The sequence below is a fragment of the Caballeronia mineralivorans PML1(12) genome, assembly GCF_001028175.1.
In the GTDB taxonomy this organism is placed as follows: domain Bacteria; phylum Pseudomonadota; class Gammaproteobacteria; order Burkholderiales; family Burkholderiaceae; genus Caballeronia; species Caballeronia mineralivorans.
The window spans coordinates 25,944-41,895 of the sequence record NZ_AEJF01000068.1 but is presented as its reverse complement, the minus strand read 5'-3'; the positions used below and the strand labels follow the sequence as shown (position 1 = coordinate 41,895).

Here is a 15,952-nt window from a genome sequence, read left to right as displayed (position 1 = left end):
TTAGCGTTAGCGTCAGACGCCGAACGTGGTCGTCGACGATGTTTCGAGCTGCAGTTTGCTTGCCTGCCTGACCAGAGTGGCAAATGAATCCGCTTGCATTTTTCTCATGATGTGGCCGCGGTGTACCTGCACGGTGTATTCGGTGATACCAAGGACTGCCGCCGCCTGCTTGTTGAGCAGGCCGCTTGCGAGTAACGGCAAAAGCTCCTGTTCACGAGGCGTCAGCGTTTGATAAAGAGCCAGGAGCGTCGCCGCATCTTCCGCCTCCTTGCGAAGAACGTGCGCGCGGGCGAGTGCCGCCTCAACCGCGCACATCAACGCATCTTCATCGACGGGCTTTGTGAGGAAGTCAACCGCCCCGCCCTTCATGGCCATGACCGTGGACGGCACATCTCCCCTTCCGGTAATGAAAATGACGGGAATCGGTGAGTCCCTGCTGACAAGCTTCTGGACTTCCAGCCCACACATGCCTGGCATTCTCAAATCCAGGATCAGACATGCAATGACATGTTGACGCGGTGTGTCCAGAAACTCTCTGCCAGAGTTGAATGCGTGGACGTCTCTTCCGTTTGCGCGCAGCAGCGCAGAGAGTGCGTCTCGCACCCGTCCGTCGTCGTCGACCACATACACCAGTTCGCTTGCAGATTCCATGGAACCCCTCTGTTGTCAGGTGAAAGCCTCTCCTAACGTCGGCAAGGCCGGTCCACGATAGTCCTGCTGAATGTCCCTCTCACGCGGTCGTGCCGACAAAAAATTATAGCCATCAGAATCGCCATATGGAAGCACGTGCAGCCGTATTGTGCATTACATGAATATGTAATGGCACCGCCAAATATGAAGTTGTAGGCTCGGAAGCTGTTGCGAAATGACCCATGGAGTCTCTTAAGGAAAGGTCTGCAAAAGCCCTGACATCGACGTGTGGGTGAACTGTCCTGGGATGAGGGGAGTTGGTTGAGGCGAGCACGAATTCGTAGTTGTCTGCTGTTGCAGCGGTGCCCGACAGTGATCTGAAACCGGAGACGGTCATGCGAATTTTTGGGCTGACACCGGAGCGTTTTGCCGTGAGGCTTCGTGCCACCGGCCATGTTGTGCTGGAGGCTATTGGCGATACCGCCAGCCATCGTCAACGTGCTGTTGCGTTCGACCTCTCTATCGGAAGGCTGAAGCTGAAGGTTACGCCGCGGGACACATTACGCACGGCCCAAATCCGGCCAGCGTGTGCTTCGATGATGGACCGGCAGATTGCCAGTCCCATGCCCATCCCTGTTTCCTTTGTGGTGAAAAACGGCTCGAATATCTTCTCAAAGTCCACATGTCCCGTACCGTGATCCTCCACGTCGATCACCACATCGTCCGCATCGCGACGCGAGCGGATCACTAGCAGCCTCGGTCGTTCCTCCGTTGCCGCTAACGCTTCGATTGCGTTGCGCACGAGGTTCACGATCACCTGCTGAATCTGAACCGCGTCCGCGCTGATCTTCGACACGTCTTCGCCCAATATTGTCTCAAGCGAAACCGCGTTGCGCTGGATGTCGTCGGCCATCAGCGTGCATACCTGAAGAATCAGCTTATTGACATCGAGATCGACCTTTTGGGGAACCGTGTGCCTGAAGAGCGCCCGAATGCGGCTTACCACGTCTGCCGCGGCATTCGCGTCGCGGAGAGCCTGCTCGGCCGAGTATTTGGCTTCGTCGATCTTGGGCGGCGTTGCAGCGAGCCATCGCACGCATGCGCGCCCATGCGCCACGATGGCCTGGAGCGGCTGGTTGAGTTCGTGGGCAATGGAGGCGGACAGTTCGGCGACAGCCGCGAGCCTCGACGCCTGCGCCAGCCTCTCCTGCGCATCGCGCAAGGCCTTCGACAGTTCTGCGCCGTCATCGATGTCGACATCGAGGCCGAAGAACTTCATCACTTGCGCGCCGGCCGCTTCAGTACCGCGTTGCTCTCGAGTGTGGTCGACTTCGAGCCTTGACAGCAGGTCCGGCTCGTCCGATAACTGCTCGAGGAGCGCGACGAGATGGTGTCGCACGCTTTCGGATCGGCGAGCACCTTCCTCGATTGCGATGGCCAATCCCGCCCACCGCGGCTCCCGATATTGCTCAGCCAGATAGGCCCGGACAATGATCTGCGCAATGAGATCGAAGTGGTCCAGGAGATACATCGAGACGTCGGCCAGAAGTTCTTTGGCAATATGCTCGTCCAACTCTCCCAGCGCGATGTAGGTACTCCAGATTTCTCCCAACCCTAGGCGCAACGCCTGAAGGAGGCTCTGCAGCGGCACGCGTTGATGCTCCCGTCTTTGGGTAATTTTCCGAAAGACGTCCATGTCCTGTGCCGATGGGGGTTCGCCCGACAACAGCGTCTCGAACCATACCTTGGCTGACAGCGCGATGGATTCGTGAACGTCCTGTTTCGCTGCCGGTGCGAGCAACTTGTATCCGTCGAGCGGCGTCAGTATCGCAAGCGTGCGTTCGACGACAAGCGTCAGATCGGCTGCGATAGACACGGTTTTTTCCCGCAAGTGATTGCTGATTCTTGGAACTTTGGCTAACACGGAAATATGTCTATCAGTAACAGGCGCACGATTTCGATTACCAAGAAGCAGCCGGTGCAGCGACTGTTACGGCTGCGCACCGACCGGTTCCCGCCTGATACGCTGCAATGGGATTCGATGCGGCGTATTATCTGGCGAAAAACGAGTCGTTCCCGGCGAAGCGCCAGTGAGCCGCCCGGCAGTGATCGACAAGCCCGCTGCGCCTTGTCCGGGGTCGCGCTTCGATCTCAATCCGGTGCACGCATGATCTCCTGGCGCGGCGCGGCCTACCATCCCCCTTTCTGGGGAGATGCCCCCATCCCCCCAGTAAGGGGGATGCGCTTCAATAGATGGGGAATGGCGGCAAGCGCGGCCACCCCCAATGACAATTGGGACTGAAAAATGCGTGTGGTTGGAGAAACGTCCGCGAGCGGGCCGCACCTTTTCCTTGCAACGAAGGTCGTTCCGCCGCACCTGCCGGTGGATTTGATCGGTCGTCCGCGGCTCATCGGTCTGGCTGAGCGCGCCGCGAGCAAACGTCTCACCGTGATCAAAGCGCCCGCCGGATTCGGCAAAACTTCGCTGGCGCTCATCTGGCTCGACCGGCTGCGCGCGAACGGTGCAAGGGTGGCGTGGCTGTCGCTCGACGAAGAGGACGACGAACCCGCGCGCTTCCTCAATTATCTGGCGCATGCGTTGCGGCATGCCTGCGGCAATGTCGGCGCTGCGGCGATCAGCCTGACTGCCGACGCCGCGTTCGTCCCTCCACACGCCGTCGTTTCCACGTTGATCAACGAGCTTGTCGCAGTCGACGACGAGGTCGTCCTGTTTTTGGACGACTATCACCTGGTCAGTCTTCCAGCAGTACACGACGCGATGTCGTTCTTTATCGAAAAGGCACCGCCACATGTGCATGTTGTCCTCTGCAGTCGCACAGATCCATCGCTGCCGCTCGCGAGGCTGAGAGCAGGAGACGACCTGCTGGAAATCGATGCGTCGGCGTTACGTTTCGACTTCGACGAAACAAGGCGCTTCGTCGAACACGCATTGCCCGGCATGCTGAACGCTTCCCACATCGAGACGCTATTTGCGAGCACAGAGGGCTGGGCTGCGGCGTTGCGCATCTCGATGTCCGTGCTGTCGCGCAAGGAATGGCAACCGGCTCAGGAGCGTAATGCGCCGTCAGGTACGTCGCGGCCGTTCGCCGCCTATATCGAACACATGTTCGAGCGGCTGCCCGCCGAAATGGTCGAGTTCATGCTGCACACGTCGATACTCGATCGGTTGAGCGCGCCGCTCTGCGAGGCGATAACGGGCCTGCGCACGAGCCAGCGCATGCTGGACGAAATCGCCGAGGGCCAGTTGCTGTTGCAAGCGCTCGACTGGGACGGGCAGTGGTTCCGCTATCACCATCTGATGGGCGAGTACCTGCGGGCGAAGCTCGAGGCAGAGCACGCCGACGAGGTGGCGGAACTGCATTGCCGCGCGCGCGAGTGGTATGCCGGGCAGGAGCTGTGGACTGAGGCAGTCAAACATGCGATCGCCGCGGGCATCACAGATAACGCGATTCGTCTTATGGAGCGGTGCGCGATGGCGCTGGTCAAGAAAGGCGATCTGCTCACGCTGCTCGGTTTGCAGCGCCGGTTTCCCGCGGGTCTGGCCGGTGCACAGGTGAAGGTTACGCTGGCGATCGCTTGGGGAATGGCGCTCGCCATGCATTTCGACGAGGCGCTCGCGATGCTGGATGCGGTCGAACATGATATCCCGTCCCACACTGGCGCCGAACCCAAAAATATCCAGTGGGAATGCCAAGCGATCCGCTCGGTCGTCGCGGCACTGAAGGACGATCCTGAGCGGGCGCTCGCTATCGCTGAGCCATGCCTCGAGCGGCCGTCTGCCGATATCTGGACAACCAATGTGGCATCCAATGTCGTGCGCTTCGGGCATTGGAAGGCCGGCAACCTCGAAGCTCTTTACGCAACGCCGTGGATGTCCTATTCAATCGAAGAAAACCAGAGCAACCTGTATTCTTCGGTCTACCGGCTGTGCCTGCTGGGACATGCGGAAATGCAACAGTTGCACTTTGGGCTTGCCGAACGCTATTTCACGGAATCGATGCGACTGGCCGAACGCTACGCCGGTCCCGATTCGATCTCCGTAGCGCTGTGCGCACCGATGATCGGACAAATCTGGTACGAACAAGGCCGACTGGACGAGGCTGAAACGCTGGTTGCCGGGTTGATGTCAGTTATTGACGTTGCGGTCTTGCTTGATAGCGTGTTGATTGCCTATCGCCTCCTCATCCGAATCGCAGCCGCGCGTTCGGACGTGAGGCAGGCGTACGCGTTGCTCGATCGGGCGCAGGCGTTGGGTTGCGCACGTCAATGGGAACGGATGACCGCGGCCGCCCTTGTCGAACGCATACGGCTATATCTTGCGGAAGGCAGGATGGCCGAGGCTGCTGCGTGCGTTGCGCAACTCGATCAGATGGCGTGCTCCAATTCCCATCCTTCACGTTCCATCTCGCTCGAGATCGAGAACTATCGGGCACTCGGGACGGCCTCTGTTGCCGCGGCCCAGCACCGGACCGAAGAGGCCACCGTGGTGCTGAGCGCCGCGCTGCAGAGCGCCGAACGACGACATGGAGATTTCCTGGCGATACGTTTGCGAACCCTACTTGCGCTGGTCTGGCTGGCAGCGAACGAACGCACCCGTGCGATCGAGGTCTTTCGCGAAGTCCTGAAGGTCGCCGCGCCCGCAGGCGTGTACCAATCCATTCTCGACGTGGGTCCGGACATCGGATCGCTGCTGCACGCCGTTTGCGAAGAGGCTCGGCACACGGCGCAAACGAACGAGCTGATCTCCTACGTCAATCATCTGCTCGATGGCTGGCGGATACTCTATCAGCCCGGCGGCTACCGTCAGCGCGACACTGAGCGCGGATCGCTGAGCTCAAGGGAGCGCGAAATCGTCGACTTGATTGCCCGAGGACAGTCGAACAAAGAAATCGCGAATACGCTCGGTATAGGAGCTGAAACCGTCAAATCCCATGTGAAGAGCATCTTCATGAAACTAGGCGTCGATAAGCGAGCTCAAGCCGTTGCACGTGCGCGGGACCTCAGTCTTGTGGGTCCATAGCAGGCCGCATGCCGAGGTTACCGGCCAGCGCGTGAAGACGACATTGCCGCACGCGCCTGCGAGATACGCGAGTGCCGCGTAGATCTCCGCACTCCCCGCTCAATTTGCAAGCAAGGGACCGTTGCGCTACAAAATCCCGCCATTGGCAGGAAAATGCAGAGTACCACTATCCAATGCGCCATCGAACTCCGAGGTTGACATGCTTACCGTGTTGATACCACGCTCGTCTCGGGTTGTCGCCCTCAGCGTCGCCATAGCTGGTGCGTCAGGGGTGGCAGGGTTACTCGAACCGATTACGGGCTGCCTCAGCCTCGTTTTGGTTGTCCTGTTCACGCACTTTTTCGGCCGCAGCTTCGGGCGTCTCGCCGCGGGTTTCGCCTCGCTTGGGATCGCCGGAGTGATGTTGGCTTCCAATCACCCTCCTCTAGCCTCCAGCGCTATCATCCGTTGCGCCGTCGCAATCGCCGCGGCATGGCTTTGTGCCGGGCTGGTCTCTCGGCGCCGCCGGCAGCCAGGCTCAACGGCCACATTGAAGGATGACCCGTTTGACCTGCCGATTGACCAGCTCAGCCGGAATATCTGGCCTCGAACCGGAGATGGTGAACTCGAAAATGAGGAAGAGCAACTCCGCCAACGAACCCAGACACTTCAAAGCATCAGCAGTCTTTTTCCCGGCCAGTTGTGGACTGCGCTGCCTGATGGCTCCGCCGAATACCTCAGTCCCAGCCTATTCGAATACACAGGCATAAAGGAAGCACATAAGTGCGACTCTTTCCGAGCCGCAATCCACCCTGACGACCTGCAGGCAAACGACCGATATTGGGACGCACTCCGGGGCGGAATCGACCCGGAAGAACTCGAGTTTCGACTCAGGCGGTCCGATGGCGAGTACCGGTGGTTCCTCTGCCGTGTCAAAGCCATAAGAAGCGACAGTGGACGGCTACTGCGATGGGTCGGTGTGAGTTGGGACATACACGACCGGAAGACTGCAGAATCCCTTCTTCGGACCGAAGAGGAAACCTATCGGCGAATTGTGGATAGTGTGCCGGCATGCGTATGTGTCGGTGGACCCACCGGCGAGCTTGTCTACGTGAATAAAGTGGGCGTTGCCGCGCTGGGAAGACTGATGGAGGAAATAGTCGGTGACGGATGGATGGCTTGCATTCACCCCGATGACGTGCAGGCCGCCCGACAGCAATGGAAAGCGTGCATTGCCGCGTGTAAACCGGTCGATCTTGCCGTGAGGATGCGGCAGCACGATGGCGTATACCGCTGGCAGCATCTTCTGGCCGAGCCATCACGCTGCTCAAACGGAGACGTCATCAACTGGTACCTCATTGGAATAGAAATCGAAGAGACCATCAAGGCTCAACAGGCACTAGCGGCAAGTGAGAGAGAAGCCAGAGAGCTCCTCGACCGATTACCGGGCCGCTTCGCTACCCGCACAGCGGACGATTTCGACTTCGTCAATCAGCAGATTCTTGAGGAAACCGGAACAACTCTTAAAGGCATGCAGAATCTCGGCTTTTTACGATTTATTCACCCCGATGACCGCGACAGAGTAAAGGAAGGCTATCTTCGCTCTGTTCGGGAAAAGAGCACGTACGATACGACCTACCGATGGGCAGACAGCGACAGTGATTATCGATGGCGTCACTCGCGCTCCGTTCCTTATTTTAACGATGACGGAAGTGTCTACAAGTGGTATGCCGTGAACATGGACATTGACGATCTCTACAAGTCCAAAGAGGTCATCCGTGAACGTGAAGTTCAACTGAACTGGCTGGCGGAGACTGTTCCTAGCCTGCTCTGGCGTACAGACTCCCATGGCCGCCTGGAATATGTGAACAAGCGCACTGAAGACTACACTGGACTACGGCTCGATGATTTGATAGCGAACGGCTGGCTTCACCTCGTGCACCCGGATGACTCTGCATCAACAATTGAAGCCTGGCGGGATTCCCTCGATAGCGGGAGACCTTACGACTCTGTCCTTCGACTCCGCTCAACCGACAACACGTATCGCTGGTTTCAATGCAAAGGCACTCCCATGCGGGATGCCCACGGTGATATCGTGAATTGGTATGGTCTTTCGACGGATATCCACGAGCGGCAGTTAGTACAGGAGGCCCTTCGCAAGGAAGAGCTTAATTTGCGAAGGCTCGTGGACGCATTGCCCGCGATGATCTGGAGGGCCACACCGCAGGGAGACGTCGACCGATGGAATCGGCAAATGCTAACGTTCATGGGAGAGAGCGGGGGAAAATTCGACAAAGAAATGTTGCTTAACCGCATCCCGGAAGCTGAACGTATTCGCGTCCGCTCGCGCTGGAGGCGAGCTGTCCAGGAAGGTGCGTCCTATGAGGACACGTACCAGGTTACTGGCGCCGACGGGAAACTGCACTGGTATCTCGCTCGCGGCGAACCGTTTCGCGACGAAAGCGGGCAGATCCTGCACTGGTACGGCGTAGGTACGGACATCAACGATCTCAAGCAAACGGAAGCGGTACTCGAACAGCGGGAGTATCAGCTACGCGAGCTTATCGAGACCATCCCGGCCATGCTCTGGTGTAATGACCGACAAGGCAGGCTCACCTACATCAATCGGAAAACCTCCGAATTTGTTGGCCTGGGCATTTCGCAGCTTGCGGACTCCGGCTATCAGAAGACTTTCCATCCTGACGACCTGGACAGCCTGCTTCATGCGTGGAGACACGCGCTCGAGACTGGCGAACCGTACAACCACGTCGCCCGGCTTCGCGGAAAGGACGGGGCTTACCGGTGGTACCAGCACACTGCGGAAGCAATGAGAGACTCCGGCGGCAACATTGTCCAATGGTACGGACTCAGTCTGGATATTGACGAACCGAAGCGTGCAGAGGACCGGCTCAGACACACTCAGGCCGAACTCGCTCGGGCAACCCAAATTGCCACGGTTGCAGAACTCTCTGCGTCCATCGCACACGAACTCAATCAACCTCTCACGTCCGTTATCGCCAATGCGCAGGCTTGCAAACGGTGGCTCGCAGCGTCTCCGCCAAACTTGACGGAAGCCAGGGCTTCCGTGGAAAGCGTAGTTCGAGATGCCCGTTCGGCGGACGAGACGATGCAAAGCATCCGCGCGCTGTTCAAGCGGCAATCATTCCAGAAACGGAAACGGAATGTGAAGGACATGGTCCTCGGAGCCGTACGACTACTACGGGAAGACGAAACCAGGCGTACCGCCGACCTCGATTTCGACTTGCCTGATGGCCTGCCTCCGGTCTTCGTCGATCAGATACAGATTCAGCAAGTCCTTCTTAACCTCATCACGAACGGGATAGAAGCCACGGAAAACTCGGGACGCATACCTAAGATTCTCATTACCGCAAGTCCCCTTGACGACCGGTCCGTGCTGATCGAGGTCATCGATAACGGTTCAGGCATCGCCGGTGGCGACAGCATATTCGACGCATTCGTTACGACCAAAAGCAAGGGAATGGGCATCGGGCTCGCGGTGTCCCGCTCCATAATCGAAGCTCATGAGGGTCGTCTTACTGCTTCCAATAATGAGGGTTACGGTGCAACCTTCAGCGTCGTCCTGCCAGTCTTGCCTGTCCAGATTTTCCAACAGCAGGTGGGCGCCAAATAATGCATCCGGGGCGATTTTTTCCGGTCGCCCGCCGGCTACCCGGTCACCATCCGAACCTCGCTTCGACGCCCGCATGATGCATCCGCAAGGCGGATGCCAACGGCTTCCCCGCGCGGCTTAAGTGCGAGTTTCACCATGCCGCACGGGCACTACAACCTGGGTCAAGCGTCCACAGAAACAACATATAACGTTGTGCTCGGCCAAGACATTGCATGTTTATGTAATCCGAGGCACGTCCAGGTGCCTGGCCTCGTTTCTCAACAAGCGTCGAGCACCATTAGCCTCGCTGGGCTGATTCCAGATTCATGTAATAGCCGTCCTTCGCTTCGCTAACTACCATCAATAACATGGCATTACGAACCGTTCGATTCAGTCACTACGGCTTGGTGATTGCATCCGACCTATAGTAATTTTTAACCTATGGAGATGTGAAATGGCGACGATAGCTGCCGACTACATGGTGGGTGCACTAGTAAATGCCGGAGTGAAGCGCGTGTTCGGTGTGGTGGGGGATTCGCTTAATGGATTCACGGACTCCCTGCGCCGGGATGGTTCGATTGAATGGGTTCACATGCGGCATGAGGAAAGCGCAGCCTTTGCTGCTGGCGCCGAGGCTCATCTCACGGGGCAACTCGCAGTCTGCTGTGGGAGCTGCGGCCCGGGGAATCTGCACCTTATCAACGGCTTGTTCGACTGCCATCGGAGCGGTGTTCCTGTTCTCGCTATCGCCGCGCATATCCCAAGTACGGAAATCGGCCTCGACTATTTTCAGGCTACCCACCCCGAAGTGCTGTTCAAGGAATGTAGTCACTACGTCGAACTCGTCCACAGCCCCGACCAGCTACCGCAAATTCTGGGCCGTGCCATCCGGACGGCAGTTGCGCGTAAAGGCGTCGCTGTTGTCGTCGTACCTGGAAATGTGGCACTCGGGCCTCTCACAAAACCTGTGCCGAACTGGAGCGCGCCCGCCGCTCCAGTGATTCACCCATCGAACGACGACGTCGCGGAACTCGCACGCCTTTTGAACCGGTCGTCGCGAGTGACGTTGCTTTGCGGGGCGGGTTGCAAGGACTCCCACGCTGAAGTCGTGGAACTCGCCCGCAAGCTGAAAGCGCCAATCGTTCACTCGCTGCGAGCAAAGGAGTACATCGAATACGATAACCCGTTCGATGTGGGAATGACGGGCCTCATCGGGTTCGCCTCCGGTTATTCCGCGATGAAGAGTTGCGACATGCTTCTGATGTTGGGTACCGACTTCCCTTATCGACAGTTCTACCCGGAGAAGGTGACCATCGCGCAAGTCGATACAAGGGCGGAAGCGCTCGGCAATCGATGCCCGATAGAACTCGGCGTATTGGGAACAGTGAAAGATACGCTCAATGAACTTCTTCCAAAGATTCAGGAGAAAGCGGACAGTAGCTTCCTGAATCGCGCGCTCGACGACTATCGCAAGGCTCGCGAGAGTCTGGATGAGCTGGCGGAGCCGGAAGCGGGCAGCAGCACCATCCATCCGCAGTACGTGACCCGACTCGTCAGCGAACTAGCGGACGAGGACGCGATCTTCTCCTGCGACGTCGGCACCCCTGTCGCGTGGACGGCCAGATATCTGAAGATGAACGGCAAACGACGACTGGTCGGTTCGTTCAATCACGGCTCGATGGCCAACTCTCTGTTGCACTCGATTGGCGCGCAGGCCACTTTCCCGAAGCGACAGGTGATTTCGATGTCAGGCGACGGCGGCTTCACCATGATGATGGGTGAGTTTTTGACGCTGATTCAAACAGGCTTGCCGGTCAAGGTCGTCGTGCTCAACAATGGAACGCTGGGCTTCGTGGAAATGGAGATGAAGGCCAGTGGGTTCATTGATACAGGATGTGACCTGAAAAATCCGAACTTCGCCGCGATGGCCAATGCGATCGGAATCAAAGGCGTGCGCGTCGAGCACCCTGCGGAACTGGAAGGAGCCCTACGCGAAGCATTCGCCCATCCGGGCCCGGCTCTCGTCGACGTAGTGAGCGCACGCCAGGAGCTCGTGATGCCTCCTGCGACCACCGCCGACCAGACTTACCACTTTGGGCTGTTCATGCTTCGCGCCGTCATGGACGGTCGAGGCAAGCAGCTCATCGACCTCGCAAAGGTCAATCTGTTCCGGTAGTGCAGTCCGCAGGCGTGTAGGTACCGTTATCCAAACTATGGAAATCGAACCATGTCCAGCAAGTTCGTAAGCACTGCAAATATTCCGGCGAGCCGCGAGTCCATACACATGGGTTTCGTCATCGCCTGGCTTTTCTGTGCGGCGTTCTACTTCATGCAGTACATGCTGCGTTCCGCGCCGGGTGTGATGGTGCCCGAGTTGAGTGCGGCGTTCGCCCGCGACGCGCTGGGCGTGGGCGCACTCGTCGGCCTGTACTACTACACCTATGCGCTGTTCTCGATCGTTTGCGGTGCGTTGCTCGATCGGCTCGGCGGCAAGGCCGTCATTCCGGCCGGCATCGTTCTCGTTGCCGTCGGGGCGGCACTGTTCGGCCTCGGCACCGTGGAGGCCGCGCAGATCGGCCGCCTGCTGCAAGGCGCGGGTTCGGCGTGCGGGTTCATCGGCGCGGTGTATCTCGCCACGCATGGCTTTCCCCCGCGTTCTCTCGCGACCGCCGTAGGATTCACTCAATGCTTCGGCATGCTGGGCGGCTCCGCGGGTCAGTTCGCCGTTGCGCCGCTCATTCACGGAATCATCAAGTGGCAGCAGTTCTGGTGGCTGTCCGGCCTCGTCATCTTTCTGATCGCCGTGCTGGTGTTCTTCGCGACGCCGGCAGCCCATGACGACAGCCTAGCCAGCCAGGGCTCGTGGATGAAGATGTTCGTGCCGTACAAGGAAGTGCTGTCCAATCCGCAGTCGTATCTTTGCGGTTTCTGCGCCGGCCTGCTGTTCTTGCCGACGACGGTAGGCGACATGATCTGGGGCATTCCGTTCCTGCGCAACGGTCTCGACGTCAGCTATGCGGAGGCTGTCAATCGCGCGAGCATGGTGCCGCTCGGCTGGGTGATCGGCTGCCCGCTGTTAGGCTACCTGTCTGACCGTCTGGGCCGCCGCAAGCCGGTGTTGATCGCCGGCGCGCTGCTCATGCTTGCGTCGGGCGCAGGCATTTTCTATCTGCCAACCGGTGTGGCGCCGCCTTACGTGCTCGGCCTGCTGCTCGGCATCGGCTCAGGTGCGGCAATGCTGCCCTACACGGTGATCAAGGAAGTCAATCCGGACAACGTGAAGGGCAGCGCCAGCGGCGCGATCAATTTCCTGGTGTTCACGTTCAGCGCGTTGCTCACGCCCGCGTACGGCAAGCTGCTCGCCCACCTCGCGAACGGCGGCTCAATGAACCTGCCGGTGTTCCGCGCAGCCGGCTCGTGGCTGCTCGGTGGCATCGTGCTCGCCATGGTGTTTGCGATGTTCATGCGCGAGACCGGACCGCGCGGACGCTCGAACATGTGAGGCTGACCATCCAGGCCAGCGTTTGGGGATGCCTATTTCGGCACGTCACGTTGATTGCGCGCGGCATCTTTTCAGGAAATCAACGTCGCTACCTGACGGGACTACGCGCAACGATCGTTTGACCATGTCATGCGGCTTTCCGTTGCTTTTCAGGTCAATCGCCGGAACTCCCGTTTGTCTAATGAGAATCGAGGAATCGCATCATGCAAGCTCCCTTTGAAGCAGACAGAACGTGGCAGTCAACGATCGCGCTCCTCTCGAGCGAAGGCGAAATACGGCGGCCCATTATGTCCAGTCGCGTCCGCCCGATGTGCGGCGAAGACTACTTTTCGAAATGTGCCGTCCGGGTTCTGGAGCGCAATAGACAGACCTCGGCAACGGTTGCATGGAGCGACTCGACCTCCTGCTGTTACGGCGAACAGTCATGGCGGCGCTGCATCGCGAGGAAAGCCGGGATTTGTGCCCTGAGTGGCCAGACTATCGCAACAGGCGATGCCGTGTATCGACCCAGGCTTGTTCAACCTGCACCGCGAAACATCGAAGCAATGATCCTGGCCACAGTCATGGAAGCTATCCCTGTGGAGGAACGTGTCTGACGGTTCAAATCCGGCTCTTCGTCAACACCGCCGCGTCTGCCAGGCATCACGATGCACGAAAGCGTGCTGGAACAACAACCTCGCGTTTCGCTTCGCGAAAAGCGGCACCGGCGGCAAGATCCAGTGGGGATCGATCTCCCGACGAATGGGATCAGCCTTTCCGACCAAGCGCGGCAGCGACGATCGCGACCTGCACGCCAATCATTCGCCGCATGTCTGCGCCATCGCGGGCGATTTCCTTAAACCCCTTGATAGCAAACACAATCGTCTCGGCCAGGTCCCCGGCTGCTATACCTAAGCCCGATTCGGCGAGTGGTGCGCTGATGATTTCCGTCAGCAAGTCTCCAAACGCGGAAAATCCATTGCAGACGGACGCGAAACCCAGATCAAACATGTCTCTTGCGTCCGGGTGTGCCTGTACCAACTCGAATCCCTCTGCTCCCCACGCCTCACAGGCATAGCGCAGCTTTTTTTCGAACCCGCGATAGCGAGGCAATCGCCGGCGAATCTCGCTCAACTTGTCAACCACCATCGCGTCCACGACTGCATGAAAGATCGCGTCCTTGTCGGGAAACGCCAGATACAGCGTCGGACGAGACAGACCCGCCGCTTGCGCGATGTCTGCCATCGTCGTGCGCGCATAGCCATATCGTAGAAATACGCCTATCGCCGCCTGGACCACCTGGTCACGGCGCGTTGAAGTTGCTTCGCTCATGACGTCGATTATGACACGTCAACGGCACGACACTTTGACGAAAACTGTCGAATGAACTAGACTGAAACTGACAGTTTTACCAAAACTGTCAATTCGTATCGACCATCTATTGACTCAGGAGATACACGTGGCCAGTCCCAAAGTGTGGTTCATCACCGGTGCGTCGCGTGGCTTTGGCCGTCGATGGGCAGAAGCAGCGCTGGCACGCGGAGACAAGGTTGCAGCTACTGCACGTGACCTGCAATCACTCGAAGTCCTGCAAAAACAATACGACAAGGCCCTGTTGCTGCTCCCGCTCGACGTCACCGACCATGACGAAGTTGTCCGTACCGTCAAACGCGCGCACCAGCACTTCGGACGCCTCGATGTGATCTTGAGCGTTGCCGGTTATGGCTATATGGGCGCCATCGAGGAGGTCAGCATTCAGGACGCCCGCGCCAACTTCGAGACCAACGTCTTCGGCACGCTGTCTGTAATTCAGGCCGCCCTCCCTCTTCTTCGAGCGCAGGGATCGGGACATATCCTGCCGGTGTCGAGCGCGGGGGGAATCGTTGCCTTCCCGACGGGTGGTATCTACGAAGCGACAAAATTTGCCGTGGAGGGTTTGGCCGAAGCACTTGCCGGCGAGGTGGCCGGATTTGGGATCAAGGTAACGATCATCGAGCCGGGGCCGTTCTCCACGGACTTCATGAATGAATCGTCCATCCGGCAGGCACTGCCGATGCCGGCTTACGAGTCGGTACGTCAACACCTCGCGTCGATGCTGTCAGCCGACGCCTTTGGCGATCCTTCCGCAACTGGAGAAGCGATTCTGAAGGTGGTCGATGCGCCCGAGCCTCCGCTTCGTCTCATCCTCGGCAGCGCAATGCTTCCGTTGATCAAACAGGTCTACGCGGAACGCCTGAAAGTTTGGGAAAGCTGGGAGAACGTTTCGAAGGCCGCGCAGGGCGGCCGCAACTAAAGGGATTCACCATGTCTGATACTTCAAAAATCTGGTTGGTAACCGGCGCTGCACGCGGCCTTGGGCGCCTCATCAGCGAGGCAGTCCTAGCCGCGGGCGATCGTCTTGTCGCTGGCGCCCGCGATCCAGAACGCCTGGGAGATTTGGTCGAGCGCTATCCAGACAGGATTCGTCCCGTCGCACTCGATGTCACCAACGAGGTTGCCGCGCAACGCGCGGTCGACCACACGCTCAACGCCTTTGGTCGCATCGACGTGCTGGTTAATAACGCGGGTTATGGCCACACCGCTCCGTTCGAGCAAATGACAACGCAGGATTTCCGCGATCAGGTAGAAACTAACCTCTTCGGTGTGGTCAACCTGACCCGTGCAGTGCTGCCAGTGATGCGCAAACAGCGCGCTGGTCATATTTTCCAGGTGTCATCGGCGGGAGGCCGCACGTCGGCGCCAGGATTGTCTGCCTATCAGGCAGCGAAGTGGGCCGTCGGCGGTTTCAGTGACGTGGTCGCGAAGGAGGTTGCTCACATGGGCATTCGCGTATGCACGCTGGAACCCGGAGGGATGCGCACCGACTGGGCCAGCGAAGCACGTAGCGGCAACAATAACCTGTTGCCCGACTACGAACAGTCGGTCGGCAATATGCTCAGGCTCCTGGAAGCCTATGGCGGTCACGAAATCAGCGACCCCGCGAAGATCGCGGCATTGATCGTTCAACTGTCACGTCGCGACACGCTTCCGTTGCGTCTGTTGCTCGGTGCCGATGCGCTGCACGTCTGCAGTCTCGCAGATGCTGAGCGCGCCGAGGAACAAGAGCGGTGGCGCGAAACCACACTTTCTACGCATTTCCCGGATGCACAACTACCGGAAGGGCTCGATTTCCTGAAGAAGCCCAAATGAC

General features: G+C 58.7%; 10 protein-coding genes. 7 read left to right on the top strand and 3 right to left on the bottom strand.

Annotated features, from left to right (window positions below):
• Positions 1 to 12: 12 nt before the first annotated feature.
• Complete coding sequence (locus EOS_RS09185) at positions 13 to 651, bottom strand: response regulator transcription factor (RefSeq protein WP_047846306.1); 639 nt, start codon at positions 649 to 651, stop codon at positions 13 to 15.
• 472 nt (positions 652 to 1,123) lie between these two features.
• Entirely contained in the window at positions 1,124 to 2,506 is a 1,383-nt protein-coding gene (locus EOS_RS09180; RefSeq protein ID WP_235442750.1) for a sensor histidine kinase, read from the bottom strand.
• A 429-nt stretch (positions 2,507 to 2,935) separates the two neighbouring features.
• Between EOS_RS09180 and EOS_RS09175 the strand changes: the two genes are divergently transcribed.
• The 5 genes from EOS_RS09175 to EOS_RS49170 all read left to right on the top strand — a co-directional run bounded on the left by EOS_RS09175 (position 2,936) and on the right by EOS_RS49170 (position 13,379).
• Positions 2,936 to 5,671 carry a LuxR C-terminal-related transcriptional regulator gene (locus tag EOS_RS09175; RefSeq protein ID WP_047846304.1) on the top strand — a complete coding sequence of 912 codons (2,736 nt, stop codon included), beginning with the start codon at positions 2,936 to 2,938 and terminating at the stop codon, positions 5,669 to 5,671.
• 199 nt (positions 5,672 to 5,870) lie between these two features.
• Positions 5,871 to 9,302 carry a PAS domain-containing protein gene (locus EOS_RS09170; protein WP_047846303.1) on the top strand — a complete coding sequence of 1,144 codons (3,432 nt, stop codon included), beginning with the start codon at positions 5,871 to 5,873 and terminating at the stop codon, positions 9,300 to 9,302.
• A 433-nt stretch (positions 9,303 to 9,735) separates the two neighbouring features.
• Entirely contained in the window at positions 9,736 to 11,457 is a 1,722-nt protein-coding gene (gene poxB / locus EOS_RS09165) for a ubiquinone-dependent pyruvate dehydrogenase (protein WP_047846302.1), read from the top strand.
• Between the two features lie 51 nt (positions 11,458 to 11,508).
• Positions 11,509 to 12,783, top strand: coding sequence for an MFS transporter (locus EOS_RS09160; RefSeq protein WP_047846301.1), 1,275 nt, complete (start codon positions 11,509 to 11,511; stop codon positions 12,781 to 12,783).
• Positions 12,784 to 12,986: 203 nt separating this feature from the next.
• The gene (locus tag EOS_RS49170; protein WP_053063813.1) at positions 12,987 to 13,379 is read left to right on the top strand and encodes a DUF3331 domain-containing protein; all 393 of its coding nucleotides are present in this window, start codon (positions 12,987 to 12,989) and stop codon (positions 13,377 to 13,379) included.
• Between the two features lie 151 nt (positions 13,380 to 13,530).
• On the opposite strand, the gene EOS_RS09150 is transcribed toward EOS_RS49170, so the two are convergent.
• Complete coding sequence (locus tag EOS_RS09150; protein ID WP_047846300.1) at positions 13,531 to 14,094, bottom strand: TetR/AcrR family transcriptional regulator; 564 nt, start codon at positions 14,092 to 14,094, stop codon at positions 13,531 to 13,533.
• A gap of 127 nt (positions 14,095 to 14,221) precedes the next feature.
• Here EOS_RS09150 and EOS_RS09145 point away from each other — a divergent pair, with 127 nt between their 5' ends.
• Both EOS_RS09145 and EOS_RS09140 read left to right on the top strand, forming a co-directional pair.
• Entirely contained in the window at positions 14,222 to 15,055 is an 834-nt protein-coding gene (locus tag EOS_RS09145) for an SDR family NAD(P)-dependent oxidoreductase (RefSeq protein WP_047846299.1), read from the top strand.
• A gap of 11 nt (positions 15,056 to 15,066) precedes the next feature.
• On the top strand, positions 15,067 to 15,951 hold the full coding sequence (locus EOS_RS09140) for an SDR family NAD(P)-dependent oxidoreductase (protein ID WP_047846298.1): 885 nt from the start codon (positions 15,067 to 15,069) through the stop codon (positions 15,949 to 15,951).
• Position 15,952: the final 1 nt, after the last annotated feature.

Bases quoted from the DNA above. Each gene is read 5' to 3' on its own strand.
- EOS_RS09185 (WP_047846306.1), bottom strand. From the start codon at position 651: ATGGAATCTGCAAGCGAACTGGTGTATGTGGTCGACGACGACGGACGG.
- EOS_RS09175 (WP_047846304.1), top strand. From the start codon at position 2,936: ATGCGTGTGGTTGGAGAAACGTCCGCGAGCGGGCCGCACCTTTTCCTT.
- EOS_RS09170 (WP_047846303.1), top strand. From the start codon at position 5,871: ATGCTTACCGTGTTGATACCACGCTCGTCTCGGGTTGTCGCCCTCAGC.
- poxB (WP_047846302.1), top strand. From the start codon at position 9,736: ATGGCGACGATAGCTGCCGACTACATGGTGGGTGCACTAGTAAATGCC.
- EOS_RS09160 (WP_047846301.1), top strand. From the start codon at position 11,509: ATGTCCAGCAAGTTCGTAAGCACTGCAAATATTCCGGCGAGCCGCGAG.
- EOS_RS49170 (WP_053063813.1), top strand. From the start codon at position 12,987: ATGCAAGCTCCCTTTGAAGCAGACAGAACGTGGCAGTCAACGATCGCG.
- EOS_RS09150 (WP_047846300.1), bottom strand. From the start codon at position 14,094: ATGAGCGAAGCAACTTCAACGCGCCGTGACCAGGTGGTCCAGGCGGCG.
- EOS_RS09140 (WP_047846298.1), top strand. From the start codon at position 15,067: ATGTCTGATACTTCAAAAATCTGGTTGGTAACCGGCGCTGCACGCGGC.